16 protein-coding genes are annotated in these 19,946 nt (G+C 34.5%); 13 read left to right on the forward strand and 3 right to left on the reverse strand.

Features of this window, described 5'->3' with window-relative positions:
* Positions 1-101: 101 nt before the first annotated feature.
* A complete protein-coding gene (locus tag FI695_01265) occupies positions 102-2,282 on the reverse strand; it encodes an MMPL family transporter (protein MQG50594.1) in 2,181 nt (726 codons plus the stop codon).
* Positions 2,283-2,490: 208 nt separating this feature from the next.
* On the opposite strand from FI695_01265, the gene FI695_01270 reads away from it, so the two are divergent.
* The 12 genes from FI695_01270 (at position 2,491) to FI695_01325 (ending at position 17,136) form a co-directional block, all read left to right on the forward strand.
* Entirely contained in the window at positions 2,491-3,450 is a 960-nt protein-coding gene (locus FI695_01270) for a zinc-binding dehydrogenase (GenBank protein MQG50595.1), read from the forward strand.
* Between the two features lie 8 nt (positions 3,451-3,458).
* Positions 3,459-4,658, forward strand: a complete 1,200-nt coding sequence (locus tag FI695_01275; GenBank protein MQG50596.1) for a CoA transferase — start codon at positions 3,459-3,461, stop codon at positions 4,656-4,658.
* Positions 4,655-5,926, forward strand: coding sequence for a CoA transferase (locus FI695_01280; protein MQG50597.1), 1,272 nt, complete (start codon positions 4,655-4,657; stop codon positions 5,924-5,926). Before FI695_01275 ends, FI695_01280 begins: the two co-directional genes overlap by 4 nt.
* A 29-nt stretch (positions 5,927-5,955) precedes the next feature.
* On the forward strand, positions 5,956-6,717 hold the full coding sequence (locus tag FI695_01285; protein ID MQG50598.1) for an enoyl-CoA hydratase/isomerase family protein: 762 nt from the start codon (positions 5,956-5,958) through the stop codon (positions 6,715-6,717).
* A 21-nt stretch (positions 6,718-6,738) separates the two neighbouring features.
* A complete protein-coding gene (locus FI695_01290) occupies positions 6,739-8,103 on the forward strand; it encodes an MmgE/PrpD family protein (GenBank protein MQG50599.1) in 1,365 nt (454 codons plus the stop codon).
* A 15-nt stretch (positions 8,104-8,118) separates the two neighbouring features.
* A complete protein-coding gene (locus tag FI695_01295; protein MQG50600.1) occupies positions 8,119-9,072 on the forward strand; it encodes an LLM class flavin-dependent oxidoreductase in 954 nt (317 codons plus the stop codon).
* A 12-nt stretch (positions 9,073-9,084) separates the two neighbouring features.
* The gene (locus tag FI695_01300) at positions 9,085-10,173 is read left to right on the forward strand and encodes a M20/M25/M40 family metallo-hydrolase (GenBank protein ID MQG50601.1); all 1,089 of its coding nucleotides are present in this window, start codon (positions 9,085-9,087) and stop codon (positions 10,171-10,173) included.
* A gap of 11 nt (positions 10,174-10,184) precedes the next feature.
* Positions 10,185-11,222 carry a mandelate racemase/muconate lactonizing enzyme family protein gene (locus FI695_01305; GenBank protein ID MQG50602.1) on the forward strand — a complete coding sequence of 346 codons (1,038 nt, stop codon included), beginning with the start codon at positions 10,185-10,187 and terminating at the stop codon, positions 11,220-11,222.
* A 22-nt stretch (positions 11,223-11,244) separates the two neighbouring features.
* Complete coding sequence (locus FI695_01310) at positions 11,245-12,120, forward strand: LLM class flavin-dependent oxidoreductase (GenBank protein MQG50603.1); 876 nt, start codon at positions 11,245-11,247, stop codon at positions 12,118-12,120.
* Positions 12,120-13,337: an MFS transporter gene (locus FI695_01315; GenBank protein MQG50604.1), complete on the forward strand. Its 1,218-nt coding sequence runs from the start codon at positions 12,120-12,122 to the stop codon at positions 13,335-13,337. The genes FI695_01310 and FI695_01315 overlap by 1 nt, the downstream gene beginning before the upstream one ends.
* Positions 13,338-13,411: 74 nt before the next feature.
* The gene (locus tag FI695_01320) at positions 13,412-14,494 is read left to right on the forward strand and encodes an Ldh family oxidoreductase (protein MQG50605.1); all 1,083 of its coding nucleotides are present in this window, start codon (positions 13,412-13,414) and stop codon (positions 14,492-14,494) included.
* Positions 14,485-17,136: an insulinase family protein gene (locus tag FI695_01325; protein ID MQG50606.1), complete on the forward strand. Its 2,652-nt coding sequence runs from the start codon at positions 14,485-14,487 to the stop codon at positions 17,134-17,136. The genes FI695_01320 and FI695_01325 overlap by 10 nt, the downstream gene beginning before the upstream one ends.
* Before the next feature lie 151 nt (positions 17,137-17,287).
* Here FI695_01325 and FI695_01330 read toward each other — a convergent pair whose 3' ends face one another.
* Positions 17,288-17,827: an ankyrin repeat domain-containing protein gene (locus FI695_01330; GenBank protein MQG50607.1), complete on the reverse strand. Its 540-nt coding sequence runs from the start codon at positions 17,825-17,827 to the stop codon at positions 17,288-17,290.
* 13 nt (positions 17,828-17,840) lie between these two features.
* Positions 17,841-19,199 (reverse strand): aspartate aminotransferase family protein, encoded by a 1,359-nt coding sequence (locus tag FI695_01335; protein MQG50608.1) that lies wholly within the window; start codon positions 19,197-19,199, stop codon positions 17,841-17,843.
* Between the two features lie 147 nt (positions 19,200-19,346).
* On the opposite strand from FI695_01335, the gene FI695_01340 reads away from it, so the two are divergent.
* The coding region (locus tag FI695_01340; GenBank protein MQG50609.1) for a DNA mismatch repair protein MutS at positions 19,347-19,946 on the forward strand (600 nt) is incomplete at its 3' end.

Raw genomic sequence — 19,946 nt, forward strand, 5'->3', positions numbered from 1 at the left:
AATATCTGATTTTCATACTTGATTAATATAAAAAAAACATCGTTGAAATACTACTATTTCAACGATGTTATTTAGCTTTAATAGTAAAAATTGAAAAAATATTAATTTTCAGCTTCAAATTTCACAGTGGGTAACCATTCTAACCATTTTGGCATATACCAATTGTATTCACCCAAAAGTTTCATACTAGCAGGAACTAAAATAATACGTATAATAGTTGAATCTAACAATATGGCAACCAATAGTCCAAATCCAATTTGTTGCATCATCAACATTTCTCCCAAAGCAAAGCCACCAAAAACAGCGACCATTATCAACCCTGCTCCTGTGATTATAGTAGCTGTAGAACTTAGGCCATATGAAACTGCAAGTGTGTTATCTTTTGTTTTATTATAGAATTCTTTTACTCTGCTCAGTAAGAATACGTGATAATCCATCGACAAACCAAAAACAACACAAAACAAAAATAAAGGAATCCAGGCCTCAATAATATCGGTTTGTTGAAAACCAAAGATTTCATTTCCAATTCCTTTTTGAAATACCAAAACAAGTAATCCATAAGCCACACCAACAGAAAGTAAATTCATTAGAACAGCTTTAATAGGTATGACTATCGATCTAAATGTCATCATTAATAAGATGAAGCTTAATGTCAAAACTAATGCAAAAACATACGGTGTAAATTCATCAACCATTTGATAAAAATCGGCATAAAAGGCGTGATCTCCACTTACATAAATAGAGGAATCTAATCCAGAAAATGCCTCAGGAACAATGGAATCACGTAGTCTTTTAACAGTATTTTCAGATTGGCTACTACCAACTACTGATGCAGTTGCAATTCTTATTAATGCCACATCATTTTGTGAATTAATTTGAGGAGTCCCAAGAATACCAATCAAATCAGGATCACCTTGTACCAGCTGAGATAATATTTCTACAGCACTATTTAAAGCCTCAGGTGCAAATCTGCCAGAAACAACTATATCTTGAGTTGAAATAGAACCATATGAGAATTCTTCACTTAAAACATTATAAGCTTTTACGATATCCATATCTTCTGGCATTGTATCAATACCATTAGCCCCTGTAACAAGAGAATTAGTTTGCATTGAAATGGGAACGAGTACTATTAACACAACTACTAAGCTGATTATTGGAAATCTCATTACAAAACCTGCAAATCTTACCCAAATGTTTGCAGAACTTGTAATTTCAACACTTTTTGAAGTTCTACTATTTAAAAAAGGCACTCTTAACGAATTTAATTTGTCTCCAAGTAAACCTATTAATGATGGTAAAAGTGTAAGACTAATCAAAATTGAAACCACAACTACAATTAAAGCTCCAATACCTAAGCTTACAAAAACTAGGGTAGGTACAATTACGATACCTAATAAAGCTAGCATTACAGTTATTCCACTAATTACTACGGAACGTGTTGCTGTGGATGCAGTTCTTCTAACCGCTTCAATTTTATCAAAATCTTGATTTCGTTCCTCTCGATATCTTGAAATAATAAACAAGGTATAATCTATACCGACAGCTAGACCTATCATTGTTACCATATTAGTTATAAAAAACGACAACTGGTATATGTTTCCAATAATAGCTACTAATCCAGTAGCTATTACTATACCGAGAAGAGCTAATATAAGTGGAAGCACTCCTGCTACTAATCCGCCGAAGACCAAAATCAAAATTACTAACGCAACTGAACCTCCAATAGATTCACCACGAATCAAATCTTCTTCAGATAGTTTATTGGAAGCAGAAGCGATTGATGCTTCACCTAATATCAATACTTCAAAGTTTGGTTCTTTATTATATTTATCAACAATTTCAATGACTTTAGGTACATTTTTTATACCTGCGTCCACACTAACAGACAAAGTCAATCCAATCAAAGTAGCATTTTGATTTTTAGAAACTGATTGAGGATCCTGTGTTTGGTAATAACTGTAGTTATTTTTTATTATGTTTGGGCCTAACTTAGTTAAATCTGTCTGAATCGAAGTAACTAAGTTTTCAAATTCAGGATTACTCACCTTGAAAGTATCTGATTTTACTACGATTAATTCGCTAGCAAGTCTCGGTCCTGTCAAATCAAGCAAGGCTTCTTGGCCTTTTTCTGATTCTGGTTGAGTAATAAAAGTAAATTCAGTTGTTAAACCATCTTCCAAAAATGAAATATTTAAGTAAATAGATAAGGCAAAAATAAATAACCACGAAAAGATTACTTTAAAAGGGTTTTGAGCGCAATAAACAGCTAATTTTTCCATTTAATCAAGGCCTCCCGAAAATGCTAACAACTTTATTTATGAATTATATACATAACATTATAACAAAATATTAACAAAATATGTTGTCTATTCCCAACAAGCAGGAAGTATACTTATGATTTTAAAACCTATTTTAAATGCTAGTAAACATGAATATAAAGGTTTATAATCCCGTATGTAAATGCAACCTTGAAGAAACGAGGATGATATGAGAGCTGCTCAACTGACAAGTCCAAAAACGTTAGAACTTATTGAAACGGACGTTCCTGCACCTAATGAAAATGAAATTTTGGTTAAACTAGAAACTATTTCTGTCTGCGGAAGCGACTTAAGAAAATATGATGCAGTACTTCCCGAAGAAGAATACCCATTAGAAATTGGAAAACCTAATCATGAATGCATAGGAATAGTTGTTGAAAGTAAATCAAATATTTACAAAGTGGGAGACAGAGTAATTGTTCTTGCTTCAAAGTCTGACGGTCTCAAAGAATACATGACAGAGCATGAAACAAATGCTGTTTTAGTTCCGAACTACGGAGATCCCGCAGTATGGTTGATGTGCCAACCTATGGGAACAGTTTTATTCTCATGTCAAGAGACAGGATCGTTCCTAGGTAAAAATGTTGCTATATTAGGACAAGGGCCAATTGGATTAAACTTCACAAGTTTAGTGGCCGCCGGGGGGGCTAAAAATGTAATTACTACTGACTTACTAGACAACAGACTAGAAGTTTCAAAAAATATTGGTGCAACTCATACTATAAACCCTAGCAAATCAAATCCTCTTGAATTAGTAGAAGAAATAACTAATGGAGAATTAGTCGATATTGTTATAGAAGCTGCAGGCGAAGAATCTACTCTGAATCAGTGTTTTGATCTTGTTAAAAGACAAGGATTTGTAACTTTGTTTGGTGTTCAATGGAATGAAAACCTAAATCTAGAAATTGGCACTATGTTTGATAAACAGATTAAACTTATCGCCACATCAAGCGCTAGAAGTGGTAGAAGAAATATTGCTGTAGAACAAACTATAAGCCTTGTCGACCAAAATCGATTATCACTTGACCATTTAATTACTCACAGAAAAACTTTTGATGATGTTCAGCAAGCATACGACATGTATAGTGATAAAACAGATGACTGTCTAAAAGTAGTTATGGAATTTTAGTGAAAATTATGAAGAATTTTTTAGATGGTATTAGGGTTTTAGATTTCACACAGTACATTTCTGGCCCTTATTGCACAAAATTATTTGCAACATTAGGGGCAGAAGTTTTAAAAATAGAAAAACCAAGAACTGGAGACCCTCTAAGGCATCAACCTCCATTTGCAAATAATATTAACTCACCCGAAACAGGTGCTTGGTTTTTGTATCTAAATACTTCTAAAAAAAGTATTTGCATAGATTTAAAAACTACTGAAGGAAGAGATACTATTCTTAAGTTAATTCCGAATATCGATTTAATTATTGAAAATTTTTCCCCGGGCACTATGAACAAACTTGGGCTTGATTATAAAACCATGTCAGCAATCAACCCTGCAATAGTAATGACATCTATTTCAAATTATGGACAAAATGGACCTTATAGTGATTGGAAAGCAACTGAGCTTAATTTGTATGCTTCAGGTGGACTGATGAAGATAACAGGAGAGCCAGATAATTACCCATTAAAAGAAGGAGCTCCATTAGCTCAACTAGGTTGTGGACAAAATGCCTTTGTAGCAAGTCTAGGAGCAACGATGCTAGCCGAAGACACGGGTATTGGTCAATATATTGATATCTCAATTGCAGAGTATGGAACTAATGTTATGGAAAATGCTTTTATGCAATACAGTTATTCAGGGGTAGAATATACAAGAGTAGGCAATAGGGGATACGGAAGAGCTGCATGGGGTATTTATCCTTGTGCAGACGGTTTTGTAGGAATTATTTCAGGTCCTGATCATCGCTGGTCTGAATTTGCTTCTATTATGGGAAGAGAAGAATTATCAGATCCCAAATATGGAACAAGAAGTGGACGACTAGAATATGCAGACGAAATTGATGCTTTAATGCTACCCTGGTTAATCGAAAACAAAAAAGAAGATATATTTAAAGCAGGACAGGAACACGGCCTAGGATTTGCATACGTTTCAACGATTAGCGACATTCTCGAAATGGAACAACTTATTGATAGAAGTTACTTTATTGAAATCGAGCATCCTATAGCTGGCACTTTATTGTATCCAGGTATGCCGATAAAAACTGACCTAGACAAATGGGTATACTCTAGATCACCTCTTTTAGGAGAAGACACGAAACCTACATTGAGCAAATATACACCAATGACAGAACAATCAATAGAAGAAGGGATAACCAAAGGGTATCTTCAATGACCATAAATATGCCATTAAAAAATCTCAGAGTGTTGGATCTATCTCGTATATGGGCAGGCCCTTATGCGACAAAATTACTTGCAGATTTAGGAGCAGAAGTCATTAAATTAGAATCTTTACGTGTTTATGATAGTCATAGGGGTCCAGTTAATCCTAATCCTGGAATAGTTTCATATCCAAATGCAGATCCAGGAGAAAACCCATGGAACAGGAATGGGTGGTTTAATTGCCTACACATGAATAAATATGGCATAACATTAGAGCTTACTACTCAAGAGGGAAAAAATACTTTCGAGCAACTACTTTCGATTTCAGACGTATTAGTTGAAAATTTCAGACAAGGAAGCCTTGAAAGACTGGGTTATCCTTATGAAAAAATTAAATCTATTAGACCCGATATAATCTATGCTTCAATGCCAGCTTTCGGAAATACAGGACCATGGAAAAAATATTTAGCTTATGGAATTGGACAAGAACAGTTATCTGGTATGGCCCATATGACAGGATATGACAATGACGGCCCTATAAAATCAGGTATAAACCATGGAGATCCTATAACTGGATCTCATGCAGCGGGTGTCATACTAGCAGCACTGAGATACAGAAAATATACTGGTGAAGGAATGTACTTAGATGTTTCTCAACAAGAATCTGCAGTATCTCTGATAGGGGGAGAATTGATAAAATATCAAGTCTCAAATGAAGAACCGATTCGAATAGGTAATAAATCTAATTTATATTGTCCACATAATATATATCCTTCAAAAGGAAATGATGAATGGATTACGATTGCTGTTACCGACGACAATCAGTGGAAAATATTACTTTCTAAAATAAATGCACCAGAATTGAATAAATATTCTTCTTCGGACTTAACTAACAGAAAAGCCAATGAATCTGAAATTGATAAAATTATCTCCGATTGGTCTATAAATTACGAAAAATATGAATTAACTCATATTTTACAATCTGTAGGAATTCCTTCGGCACCAGTTATGGGAGCTCCAGACCTTTTTAATGACCCTCACTATATAAAAAGAGAAACATTTGAAACAGTAGAACATGCCGAAGCTGGTGTACACATATATCCGGGTATACCATGGAAAATGTCCCAAACTCAAAACGAAATCAAATCAGCATCACCACTGTTAGGAGAACATCATCAACAAATATATGGTGACCTTCTAGGTCTATCAGAAAAAGAACTATCTGAACTTTTGGATTCAGGTACAATAGGATACAAACCAACAGGTTCTAGAATCTTTTAATTGAATAATTTATCCGAGGAGGGAAATAAATGTCAGATGAAGTATTATATAAGGTTGAAAACGGTATTGCGTTTATTACACTTAATAGACCCGACAAACTCAATGCAATAAATCCTGAGATGCGAGAAATGTTATGGGATGCCTTTCAAGACGTTAAACATAACTCTAAAGTAAGATGTGCCATTGTTACTGGCAATGGTAAAGCATTTTCTACAGGCCATGATTTAGTTGCAATGGCAAATGCCAGAGCCAATGAAGGGCCTTCAACAGGGGACTTATATGTTGTTCAATCAAATATCTGGAAACCTATAATTAGTGCTATAAATGGTATTTGTTTAGCACAAGGTTGTGGTATTGCTTTAGGAAGTGATATACGAATAGCCTCCAAAGAAGCTCAATTCGGTTGGCCTCAAGCTAAAAGAGGTATTTCTTCTGTAAGTGGTCCAGCATTATTATCCCAAGTTGTACCAAGAAATATTGCATTTGAAATCCTTTTTACTGGAGACTTTTTATCAGCAGAAAAAGCTTTAGAGTTAATGCTTGTAAACCATGTAGTAGAACCCGATCAAGTATTACCAACAGCTATTGCACTTGCTGAAAAAATTACTGCTAATGCGCCTTTATCCTTAGCTGCTATAAAAGAAGCATCAGTAAATGGAGCTGCTATGGACTTAGAAAGAAGAGTAGCATATGCCCAATTAAAACGTGATAATGTACTTAACTCCGAGGATGCTAAAGAAGGAGTTAAAGCATTTGCTGAAAAAAGACAACCTGTATGGAAAGGTAAATAATAATTTAAAAGGAGAAGCCTTATGGGAGCTACAGATACATTAGTAAATTTTATTCATAAAACTGAATTATCCGACATTCCAAAAGAAGCTATCAATATCACTAAAAAACATATAATTGACTGGTTTGCTACAGCCATAGCAGGATCAAATGAAGAAGCTGGGGCAATACTTCACGATTATGCCAGCGAAATAAGTGGTAGCAACCATGCAAATATTATTGGTACATCAATTAAGGGTTCAGTTGATAATGCGGCTTTTATTAATGGGTCTCTAGGCCATCTTCTAGACTATGATGATATGGGTTTTTCTCATCCTACAACTTGTATTTTACCGGGTTTACTTGCGTTAGCCGACAAAAATAAAATAAGTGGCAATAAAATACTCCTTGCTTTGGTTTTGGGATATGAAGTATTTGAAAAACTATCATTTTCTGCCAGACCGTATGAAGGCTCTCTTAGAAAACGCGGTTATCATCCAACATCTCTATATGGGACAATGGCCGGGGCTGCTGCCTGCGCTAAACTATTAGATTTAAATATAGAACAAACTAAAAGATCTTTAGGTATTGCAGGGAGTATGGCTTCTGGTTTAAGTCAAAATTTTGGAACATGGGTAAAAGGAATGCACGGTGGTAATTCTTCTAGAGCAGGAGTAGTGTCCGCAACTTTAGCCAGTAAAGGTTATTATGCAGATGAAGAAATAATAGAAGGAGACCACGGCTTTTTTCACGCAATTCACATTGAAGGTAATTATGATTTAGAAAAAGTTACTCAAAACTTAGGAAATCCATGGGCTATTGTCTCACCGGGACTAAGTGTTAAACAATACCCATGCTGTGGTGGTAATCACAGAGCTTTAGACGCAGCGTTATCAATAATTCAAGAAAATAACCTTTCATATGAACAAATTGAAACATTAACTGCCCAGTGTCATCCAGATTTAATAAATTTATTGAGATTTATGAAACCTAAAAAAGGTTTTAATGGTAAATTCAGTCTAGACTATAATATGGCAGCAGCCATAGTTTATGGAGAAGTGAAAATTCACACATTCAGTGATGAAATAGCGAGTGACCCCCGTATGAGAGAAGCTATGGATTCAAAAATCATTATCGAACAACATCCTGAATGGACACATGAACAAACATCTCAAGGGACCCCTATAACAATCAAAACCACTGATGGTAAAGAATTTTCAAAAAGTGTTGCTATACAAAATTGGCATCCTACAAAACCAATAACAAATAATGAAGTAGAAGAAAAGTTTCGCTACTGTGCGGAAAATAGCCAATTGCCACAACAAAATGTAGAAAAAATTATAGAAATGATTTGGAATTTAGAAGAATGTAATGATATTAATTCATTAACTTCACTATGCACATTCTAGTTTGGCAGGAATTGTATGAACACTAAAATTGAATTTGGTATGAGTTTATCGGGAGGGCCCGAAGATATTATTCAGGAAGCAAAACGAGTTGAAAATCTCGGATTTGAATATATATCTGGAGGAGAACATTTTATGCGAGGGTCACCTCCAAGTTCCACTAATTCTATTCTAACAGCATTGTCTGTTGCTGCAGGTGCTACAGAGAGGGTAAAACTTCTTTCCGCAATTTTATTACTCCCGTTTTACAACCCATTGCTTCTTGCTAAATTTACTTCAACACTAGATATTGCATCACATGGAAGATTAACCTTAGGAATAGGAGTAGGGGGTGAATTTCCTGTAGAGTTTGAAGCTGCTGGAATTAATGTAAAACACAGAGGTAGTCTAAGTAATGAAATACTTGAGATACTTCGAAGCCTATGGACAAAAAACAGCACCACATTTAAAGGCCAACACTTCAATTTAAAAGAAGTTAGTATAAATCCATTACCTATTCAAAAACCACATCCGCCAATTTGGGTAGCTGGTAGACGGACACCAGCAATGAAAAGAGCGGTCAAATATGGAACAGGTTGGTTTCCATATTATTATAGCCCTGAAATGTATAAATCTAGTGTTAATGAGATTAACCAAATCGCCAATGAAGAAAAAATCGATATTAGTGATTTCGAATGGGGGTTTATGCCATTTATATCAATTCATAAAAATTATGAAGAAGCTACAAAAATAGCAGCTGAGGCACTTGGAGGAAGGTATTTATACAACGGGAATTTCGCTAATATTGTAAAAAAGTATTGTATCCTTGGCTCTACTAAAGAATGTGTAGATAGGATACAGGAATACATAGATGCTGGAGCTAAAAAAATTATATTTAATATATCCACAACAGCTGGAGCAAAAGATAAAATAATACAGTCAGAAGTTATTTCTAAAGAAATCATTCCTGAAATAATAAATATAAATAAATAATCGAGGAGAAAATTGGAAGTAAAGATAAATAAAGATAGATTAGTTCAGACATTTATTGATTTGGTTAAAATCGACAGCCCTTCAGGAGAAGAAAAACAAGTAGGAGAATATTTAGAAAAACGATTACTAGCTATGGGTTTTGTAGTCCAATTTGACTCATATGGTAATTTAATCGCTTCAGAACCTGGGAAAAACCATATGCTTTTATCGTGCCATATGGATACTGTTGAGCCAGGTAGGGGGATTAAACCAACTATTGAGGGTAACAAAATTACCTCTGATGGAACAACAATACTCGGAGGGGATGCTAAAGCAGGAGTAGCAGCAATTCTTGAAGGACTTCAAACAGCATATGATAATGGTATTGATAGAATAGATTTACAGCCAGTATTTACTAGAGAAGAAGAAATTGGTCTTGTTGGAGCACAAAATATAGATTTTGACCTCATTATCGGAACACACGGGGTAGTATTTGATGGAAATGGTTCAGTAAGTCGTGTTTTTACAGCAAGCCCAACATACATTGGATTTAATATTTCTGTAAAAGGTAGAGCAGCACATGCAGGAGTTGAACCTGAAAAAGGTTTATCTGCTATAAGAATTGCTTCTGAACTCATTGCAAGTTTAGAACAAGGAAGATTAGATGAAGAAACGACCTTTAATATAGGTAAAATTGAAGGAGGAACAGTAAGAAACGCAGTTCCTGAAAACACAATAATTGAAGGTGAATTCAGAAGTCATAACATTGAAACAATTGAACTTCTCCAATCAAGTGTAAAAGCAAAAATTAGTGAATTTCGTGAAAAATATCCTGACGCAGAAATTACAGATTCCTTTAGGGAAAACTTTGCTGCATATAAATTAACTCCAGATGACTCAATGGTTCAACTTGCATGTTCAACAATGATTGATATGGGGGTTAACCCTACATTAGAGACTACTGGAGGTGGTACAGACGCCAATGTATTTAACAAACATGGAATCCCGTGTGTGGTAGTTGGTATGGGTACAAATGACATGCATACAGTCAGGGAGTATGTGAAAATTGATGAATTAGAGGAAGTAGCTCAATTTTGTCTTAACTTAATATCAAAAAAATAAAAGGTAAAAATATGGGGACAATAAAAGAAATCAGAGTAGATATTCCTAATCAAAATCATTTAACCCAAGTAATAGTAACTGTAGAAACTATAGAAGGTGAAACTGGCTATGGTGAAGCTTGGTGGGGTATACCTAATACAAGTTACCCTGGCTCTACATCTTTCCCCATTGCAAGTGTTATAGAAAATCTAATTACACCACATTTGATCGGGAAGGATAGCAGAACAATTGAAAAACACTGGTTTGATATCTGGGAATATGGTTATAGATATGCTGATCAAGGAATATTCTCAATGGGATTGTCAGGTGTAGATATCGCGCTTTGGGATTTATTAGGTAAAGAATTAAGAGTACCTGTTGCCCAATTACTTGGAGGAGTAATGCACGATGGATTGCCTGCTTATGCAAGCCTGCCACCTTTGAGGGATCCAGACCTAGTTATAAGTGAAGTGAAAAGGGCAATAGAATCCGGTTTTAATGCAGTAAAACTACATGAAATAGATCCAATGTATGTCCATTTATTGCATAATAATTTTGGAGATTCTTTAGGAATTATGGTTGATGTAAATGGTCATTTTTCATTAATTGAAGCTATCGCTTTTGGAAAAGAAATATCGAATCGCAATATAATCTGGTATGAAGAGCCTGTAAGACCAATGCGAGATCACAAATCAATAAAGAAAGTTTCCGATCAAACAAGACTTCCCATAGCTGCAGGTGAAAATGAATATACTCTAAATGATTTTAAAAACATTTTAGAATCAGACTGTTTGACTTACCTACAACCTGAGATAACGAAAATAGGGGGGTTAACAACTGCAAAAAGAATTTCAGGTCTCGCAGAACTATATAATACTGCTCTTTGCCCTCACAACTTTAGAATAGGTCCTTCATTATATGCTTCCATTCATTGGGCATTTGCTTCACCAATGGCTACTTGGATTGAAGTCCCTTGGATTCAAGGAACTTTTGCTGGTGAATATCCTCTTCCACCTATTTCAGAAGGGAAAGTATATTTACCAGAAGGTAGTGGTCTGGGACTAAAATAACAAAAATCTCACAGGAAATACTATGAAAATTGGAATAGAATTAGCAATTAAGACACCTGTGAACGAAATAGAACAGGCAATAAAGCTTTGTGAAAAACATAATTTAGACAGAATTTGGATTCCTGATTCTAATATTTCCCTCTGGGAATTCTGGTCAATACTAGGTCTTACTGCAAATGTTTCTAACAAAATAAGAATAGGGGCAGGGGTGACATCGCCATATCAAAGAAACCCTGTTGTAATGGCACAAGCTGCAGCAACAATAGATCAACTTTCAAATGGTAGACTAGATATGGCATTAGGGAGAGGTAGTCGATTTTGGCTTTCAAATATTGGGATAGACGGAGTTGATGATGGATTAAATGAATCTTTTGAAATTTTAAAATCTCTTTTTGCTGGTAATGAATTAGATTACTCTGGAAATCAATTTAATATTAAGTCACCAGCTTTACGACAGTCTATAATTCAAGAAACTATACCAATATATATAGCAAACACGAGTGAATACTGGACGGAAAAAGCAATAAATTTTGCAGATGGTATTCATACCTACACTACAAATATAAATCTATTAAATTACATGAATGAAGCATCAAATAAAGCAATTCAAAAACCGTTTTATAAAATTACTACGATTGGATATATTCAACCCAAAGAAGTCGAAACGTGGTGGGTATCAAATTTTGCAAAAAACAGAAACTTACAACTACTTTGTAATAGAAATTCTGATGATATAGATATAGAAGAACTAAAAAATGACCTTATTTTTAATAACAAAAAATCTCTTAACCAACAAATATCAAAACTAGAATCAGCAAATTTTGATGAGTTAATGATAGCCTATCGAAGACCTGAAGATTTGGAATATATATTAAAAACAGTTAAAGATTGCACATAGTGGCATATATAAAAAGGATTTACTATGGATGGTATATAGCGCTTTCAGGCACTATAACTAGCTTTATTTCTTTAGCAGTACTACAAATAGGACACGGTGCATTTATAAATGATATTTATGATGAACTTTCTTGGAGTATGACTGCAATATCTACCGGTTTTTCAATCAGGGTCTTTGGAGCAGGAATATTATCACCCTTAGGTGGATATCTAATTGATAAATTTGGGCCTAGAATAACCTGTATTACTGGCACCACTTTAACATTTATTGGATTAATTTTGTTTTCAATAATGACTGAATTATGGGTTTTTTATCTCTCCTCAATAATAATTGCAATTGGTATGAGTATAGGTTCACATAACGCTATAACAGCGTCAATTATGCACTGGTTTGATAAAAAGAGAGGCTTTGCTTATTCATTCTCTGCAACAGGAAGGGCTTTAGGATATATCGGAATAGTTCCAATAACATTACTATTGACCAACTATGGTTGGCGAGATACCTCATTGTATGCTTCTTATTTTTTCTTTATTGTGTCTTTACCCGCTTCTTTTGTGATAAAACCGAATCCAGAACTAGAAAATAAATCTCTAATAAAACCTAAATCTGAAAAAAAGATAATCAATAATGAATATGGAATAGTTGATGCTTTAAAAACACCTGCATTTTGGTTTTTAGCATTTGCGCAATTAATTTACAGTTTTGGGAATCAAATGAATTTAGTTCATCAGCAACCAGCATTGAAATCAATTGGATATTCATTAAGTTCCGTTGCTTTGATTGTAACCATATTTGGTGGAATCCAAGTCTTTGGAAGACTTGGGTCAGGGTGGATTGGAGATCGTATTGGTAGATCGTTTTTACTTATGATTAGCTTTTTGCTAATGGGAGTTGGATGGATTGGGCTTCTTTTTGCAACTCCTGATGCAATATTTTTTATTAGCCTGTATCTACTATTCTATACAGCAGGACAATCAGCTCATACAGCAACGGATCAAACTGTAGTAGCAGATTTTTTTGGAATTACAAGGTTTGCTACAATAAAAGGTTCAATGCAATTAATTGCACTATTGGGAGGAATTACAGGTCCTATTATGGCTGGACGCATTTATGATGTATATGGTAGTTATGACATAGCATTTATTATTTTATGCCCTGTAGTTAGCTTAGGTACCTTGTGCGTATTTATGGCAAGAAAACTAAGTAATAAAAATTAATATTTTTATCTGCTAGAAAGTTGAAAATGAAATAGTCTTTTTATAAAATTAAGACATACTTAAAGGAGGTTGTCATGGTTTTAGAAGTATTCCATGTAAGTGAAGAGGATTCTATTAGAATTGATGCTAATCGACTAAGAAATACAGTTGAAGCATTATTTAAAAGTGCAGGCATGCCCGAACATGATGCAAAAATAGCAACTGATTGTCTATTAAGTGCAGATCTTCGCGGAGTCGATAGCCATGGCGTATCCAATATGCTACGCGTATATATGCAAAACATAAATGATGGTGTTATAAACCCTGCACCAGATTGGAAAATAACTAACGAAAGATTATCCATAGCAAATATAGACTGTGATAGAGGGCTGGGAATAGTAATAGCCCCTCAAGCAATGGAAATCGCAATTGAAAAAGCAAAAGCGACCGGAATTGGTGTTGTAACTATGGCTAATGGTGCACATGCAGGTATGGTTGCATATCATGCAATGTTAGCACTAAAACACGATATGATCGGCATGTCTATGACAGCAGCAGGAGCACAAGTTCTACCTACTTTTGGAGCTGAGCCTAGACTTGGCACTAACCCTATAGCAATTGCAGCACCTGCAAATAAAGAAAGACCTTTTGTTTTTGATGCTGCTACAAGCTCTGTAGCAGTAAATAAAATTAACCTTGCAAAAAGAATGAACGTTGCGATACCTGGAGGACTGGTTGCTCAAGCTGATGGAACACCTATATTAGAAGAATCCTTAGTGCCTGATAACTACAAATTGCTCCCTACGGGATCAACTAGAGAACAAGGGTCTCATAAAGGATACGCACTAGCTTGTATGGTTGAGATATTATGTAGCATTATGTCTGGGAGTGGTTTTGGATTTTCAAATGAACGAGGAAGAGCCCAAAGTTATGTTGCAGCATATGATGTTTCAGCATTTACCGACGTTAATGAATTTAAAAATACTATGGATGAATTTATAAAAAGCCTACGTGAAACACCCCCAGCACCTGGACAAAATGAAGTTGTAATCCCAGGACACCCAGAATTTGATGAAGAAATAGAACGTGGACAAAAAGGTATACCTTTACATAAAGAAGTTATCCAATGGTTCGATGATATTTGTGGTGAATTAGGAATAAATTCAATATGGAAATAAAATATCGCGACCTAATACTCCCAAATGGATTACAAGTAATCATTTCAGAAAATCACACATTGCCTACAGCTGCAGTAAACTTATGGTACCATGTTGGATCTAAAAATGAACAAATAGGTAAAACTGGATTCGCCCATCTTTTTGAACATATTATGTTTGAGGGTTCAAAAAATCATGATACTGGATTTTTCCAAGCCATAGAAAAACTTGGAGCATCCCTTAATGGTTCTACAAATTCTGACCGTACAAATTATTGGGAAAATTTTCCAAGTAATTACTTGGAATATATCCTCTGGTTAGAATCAGACAGAATGGGTTTTTTGCTTGAAGCATTCGATCAAAAAAAATTCGATACCGAAAAAGACGTAGTTAAGAATGAAAGAAGACAAAGCTATGAAAATAGACCTTATGGGGTGTCACATCTTGTATTACAAGAACTCATTTATCCAAGCCCTCATCCATATCATTGGCCAACCATTGGGTATCACGAAGATTTAGATAGTGCCAATTTAGATGATGTCAAAGATTTTTTTAAAAAATATTATGTGCCAGCTAACGCAAGTATTTCTATAGTAGGAGATATAGACCTAAATAAAACAGAAGAATTAGTATATAAATATTTTTCAGAAATACCTAAAAGTCCTAGACCAGAAAAACTAAAATCCTACCCTGTACGATTATCAGGAAATATAGAAATGTCGATTTATGACAAAATCACTTTGCCTGCAATCCAACTAGCTTACCCTACAGTCGAAAAATTCCATAATTATGAAGCTGCCCTAGATCTATTATCAATAATTTTAGGAGACGGTGAAAGCAGTAGATTACATAAAGCTTTAATTAATCGAGAACAGATCGCAATAGACGTATCGGTTTACCATGATTCAAACGAAATAGCAGGAGATTTTAAAGTTGATGCTGTTGCTGCTGAGTCGATAGATATTGATAATTTATTAACTAAATTACAAAAAGAATTTGACAACATAGCAAATACACCTTTTACACTTGAAGAGCTCGAACGATCTAAAAACAAAATAATAACTGGAAGAGCAAGAAGACTTTCGCGCAATGGGGGATTTGGAGGCAGAGCAGACCTATTAAATTTCTATAATGTTTATCAATCCAACCCAAATCTTATCAATACGGATACTTCAAGATACCAAGATGTAACCTTGGAAGACTTAAGTAATGTATTTAATAAATACATATACAATCGTAATCATGTAGCATTAAAAACATTACCACAACCTAGTAATGAAAACGTATCTATTCAAGTACCTGAAATTGATCGATCCATACCGCCCCATACAGAACAATCCTCAGAATATGTGCCAGAAATACCTACCTTACATAGTTTAAAAAATGGTATGAAACTAATTTTTCAACAAAAAACTGATAATGAATTAGTTTCATTTAAACTCTTAACTCTTGATGGTGCAATGACAGATCCTAAAACAATGTCTGGATTGACAAACCTCACTACAGAATTACTTGCTACAGGTACAGAAAACCGCACAATTACAGATATTGCTAATGATTTCGAGTATATAGGCAGTCATTTAAACTATATGACGGGTAGAGAAACTACAGTACTTGATTCTGAATCTCTAAATACGTTATGGGGGACAGGATTAGAAATAATCGGAGACATATACGAGAATCCAGTCTTCCCAGAGAATGAAATTAAAAGAAAGGTCAAAGAACAAATCACAGAACTATCTACTATTAAAGACAGTCCAAACGCATTAGCAAGGATAATTTTTCCTCAAATAATTTATGGGGATGCTTCTCAATTCGGCCATCCAATACTAGGTGCTGCCAATAGTCTTTCTGCAATCAAACAACAAGATATTATTAAACATCATAAATCAAGAGATACAAATGAAACATTTCTTATAGTAACTGGCAATACGACACTTGAAGAAATAGAAAAATATTCAGATCGAGCCTTTAAGCAGAAATATAACACAATTGATAAGAAGCATTCTCCTAATATCGAACTTGAAAAACTTCCTATATACAATATAGTTGATCTCCCTGGAGCCCCTCAAACTGTTATACGTGTAGGCTTCCCATGGAAAGGACGTAAGGACAGTCAATATTATGCTGCAACAGTTTTAAATCAAATACTCGGGGGGCAGTTTACTTCCCGTATAAATACAAATCTACGACAAGACAAAGGTTACACCTATGGGTTTCATTCATGGTTTGATTGGTCCGAGAACCATTCAATTTATTCAACTGGAGGATCTGTACAAACGAGCACAACTATGGCCTCGCTTCAAGAAATATATAAAGAAATCGAAGAATTTAAAACTTCTCGCATCCCTCAAAAAGAAGAGTTTGAAGAAGCAAAATCATCTTTAATTCGGCAATATCCATCTGCATTTGAATCGAACTCATCAGTAAATAATATTTTAACAAACATTGCTTTACATAGTTTGGGAACAGATTATTATCAAAACTATTGTCAAAATATTGAAAAAGTAACTATCGATGAAGTAATGCAAGTAGCAAAGGAATTACTGTCTATTCAATCTATTATTATATTGATTGTTGGGGATAAGACAGTTATCGAAAACGATAAGAATAAATTAGATATTACATTTACAGATATAACTGAAAAATACATTCAAAAATAAAAGGCCAGGTTACGGACACCTGACCTTTTCACACTACTTATAGTAACTACCAAGGATTGCTTAGTACATATTCACAATAACATCAAGTTTCGAATATGTCCAATATTTTTTTAATCAGCATTATTAATTACTCAATCTCATCTAAATTATTCTATAAATCAGATGCACTTAAAGCATTTTTATTTGATAAGGCAGTTATAATTTCATTAATTATAGAAAGTTTTTTCTCATCCTTTATATTAATTACTTTTGTATAATTGGCTGTATCCAATGGTGTCGTTCCATTTCCATCTACATAATTTATTTCTGCTCCAGAGTCAATTAATAAATCAACCATTTCTTTTTGAAGAAAAAATACTGCCCAATGTAATGGTGTAGCTTTATCTTTATTATTGGCTTCTAAGTTTATATCTGCACCATTAGAAAGTAGAAGATCTACAATTTCAACATTTCCTTTAACTACTGCCAGATGTAATGGATGAGCACCTGCTAATGGTATTCCAACTGGAACAGGGTAATTATTTATATTTGTGCCCGTATCTATGTGTTGTTGTACAATTTCAATATTTTCTTTATCGATTGCAGTCAATAAATCAATAGAAGGAGTTGAATTTTTAGTATTATCACTACAAGACAAAGTAACGATCATAATACTTGTAAGTAAAAACAAAGCTACGAGCCGATTGAACATATACTTCCTTATACTAACCAAGTTGATTAGATAATTTACCTAAAATCAAATCCATTCTTCCGATAAATTCATCAATTTCATCACTAGTAATACACAATGGTGGCGACATAGGTATCACATCACCTACACGGCCTAAAAGTGCATGTTCTCTCATTAAAACCGCACCTTTCTTTGCTAGTTCATCTTCCTTGGAAAATTTTTCTTTTGTTGATCTATCCTTTACCAATTCAATAGCGCAAAGGAGTCCAAGACCACCACGAATATCTCCTACAATTTCATGTTTTCTAAGAGTTTGTAGTTTTTCGTACAGATAATCCCCCATAACACGAGAGTTTTCAACCATTCCTTCATTGATCATAATATCTAAATTTGTAATGGCTGCAGCACATGCAACAGGATTTCCCCCAAATGTAATAAGGCTTCTGAAAGTTTTATCATCATCCCCGATAAAAGCATCTGCTACTTTTTTTGAAGCGATTGTTGCACCAATAGGTATATATCCGCTAGTCAAACCCTTCGCAACAGTCATAATATCTGGCGTTATACCCCAATGCTCAACAGCAAACATTTTGCCAGTTCTTCCAAATCCAGTTATCACTTCATCACAAATCAACAAAACTCCATATTTATCACATATTTCACGTACTAAAGGCCAATATCTAGGATCGGGAATGTGAATTCCGTTAGCAGCTGAAATTGGCTCTCCTATAACAGCAGCTACAGACTCAGGTCCTTCGTGCAATATTGCGCGCTCAATGTCATATGCACATTCTATTGGATCCTGATATATATCACGATAATTATCAACATTAGAAACATGGATATTACCTGGCATCAAGGGACCATAATCACCTGGAGCACCAACTCCTCCTCCTCCAAGACTTATGCATGCATGAGTAGCTCCGTGATACGAGCCTCTTCGGCTAATTACTTTCCAACGTGATTGTCCGTTGTTACTATGATATTTTTTTGCCATTTTCAAAGCTGTTTCAACCGCCTCTGAGCCACCACTGACAAAATAAATACGGCTTTCTTTATCTGGTGTCAAAGACGCTAATTTACCCGATAATTCAACAGTAGCCGGGCTAACTGTACCACCTGGTGAATAGGAAACTTGTGTCATTTGTTTATAAACAGCTTCTGCTATTTCATTTCGACCATGGCCTATATTTTTTAACCACATACCAGCTATGGTATCAAACCATTTTACCCCTTTTAAATCTTCGACCCAGACACCACTGGCTTCTCCAACGAGGGTAATACCAGTGTCATCAGAAAGATCTCCCGCTTGTCTGGAGTGGGGCCAAAAATGAGCTGATGCAATATCTTTTAAATTTTCTAAATCTTCCCCAGTTCTTGTATCTAGAGCCATAATTACACCTCATAAAAAGATTTTAAAAGAATAACTTACTACAAATTTGGAAATATTCTATACAAAAATATAGACTAAAACAACTTAAATAACAAAAGTGTTTAATGTAATATATATCTATTGAGCAGATCGATCACTGAGTAAAAAATGACTACACCAATTAGACGTCAATATTTATCAATAAAAGCGGAACATAATGACGCACTTCTTTTATTTCGTATGGGAGATTTTTACGAAACTTTTGACAATGATGCTGAAATTATTTCAAAAGATCTAGATATAGCTTTAACTTCCAGGGAAATGGGTAAAGATAATCGAGTTCCTTTAGCTGGAATTCCATATCATGCACTCGATTCATATCTGGCAAAACTCATTAATAAAGGTCATAAAATTGCTATTTGTGAACAAATTACAGATATAGAAAATAGCTCAGTAAAAGGGTTAATGGATAGAGAAGTAGTTAGAGTTATTACACCTGGCACAATAATTGAACCGTCAATACTTAATGATAAAAAAAATAACTATATTGTCAGTTTGGTACTAAAAAATAATATAGCAACAATTGCCTTTATAGATACAAGTAGTAGTAATATTATCGAAATAATAGATACTCCTAGTATAAACCTCCCTTTGGAACTCGACAGAATAAACCCAGCTGAAATTATTAGTTCTGAAGATCAACCAGCCCAGATAAATGAGTTTATTATTACAAATTCAAATGAAAGCTTTTCTAATGTCGCAAATTCA

This window comes from SAR202 cluster bacterium (assembly GCA_009392515.1).
Classification (GTDB): domain Bacteria; phylum Chloroflexota; class Dehalococcoidia; order Lucifugimonadales; family UBA6952; genus UBA6952.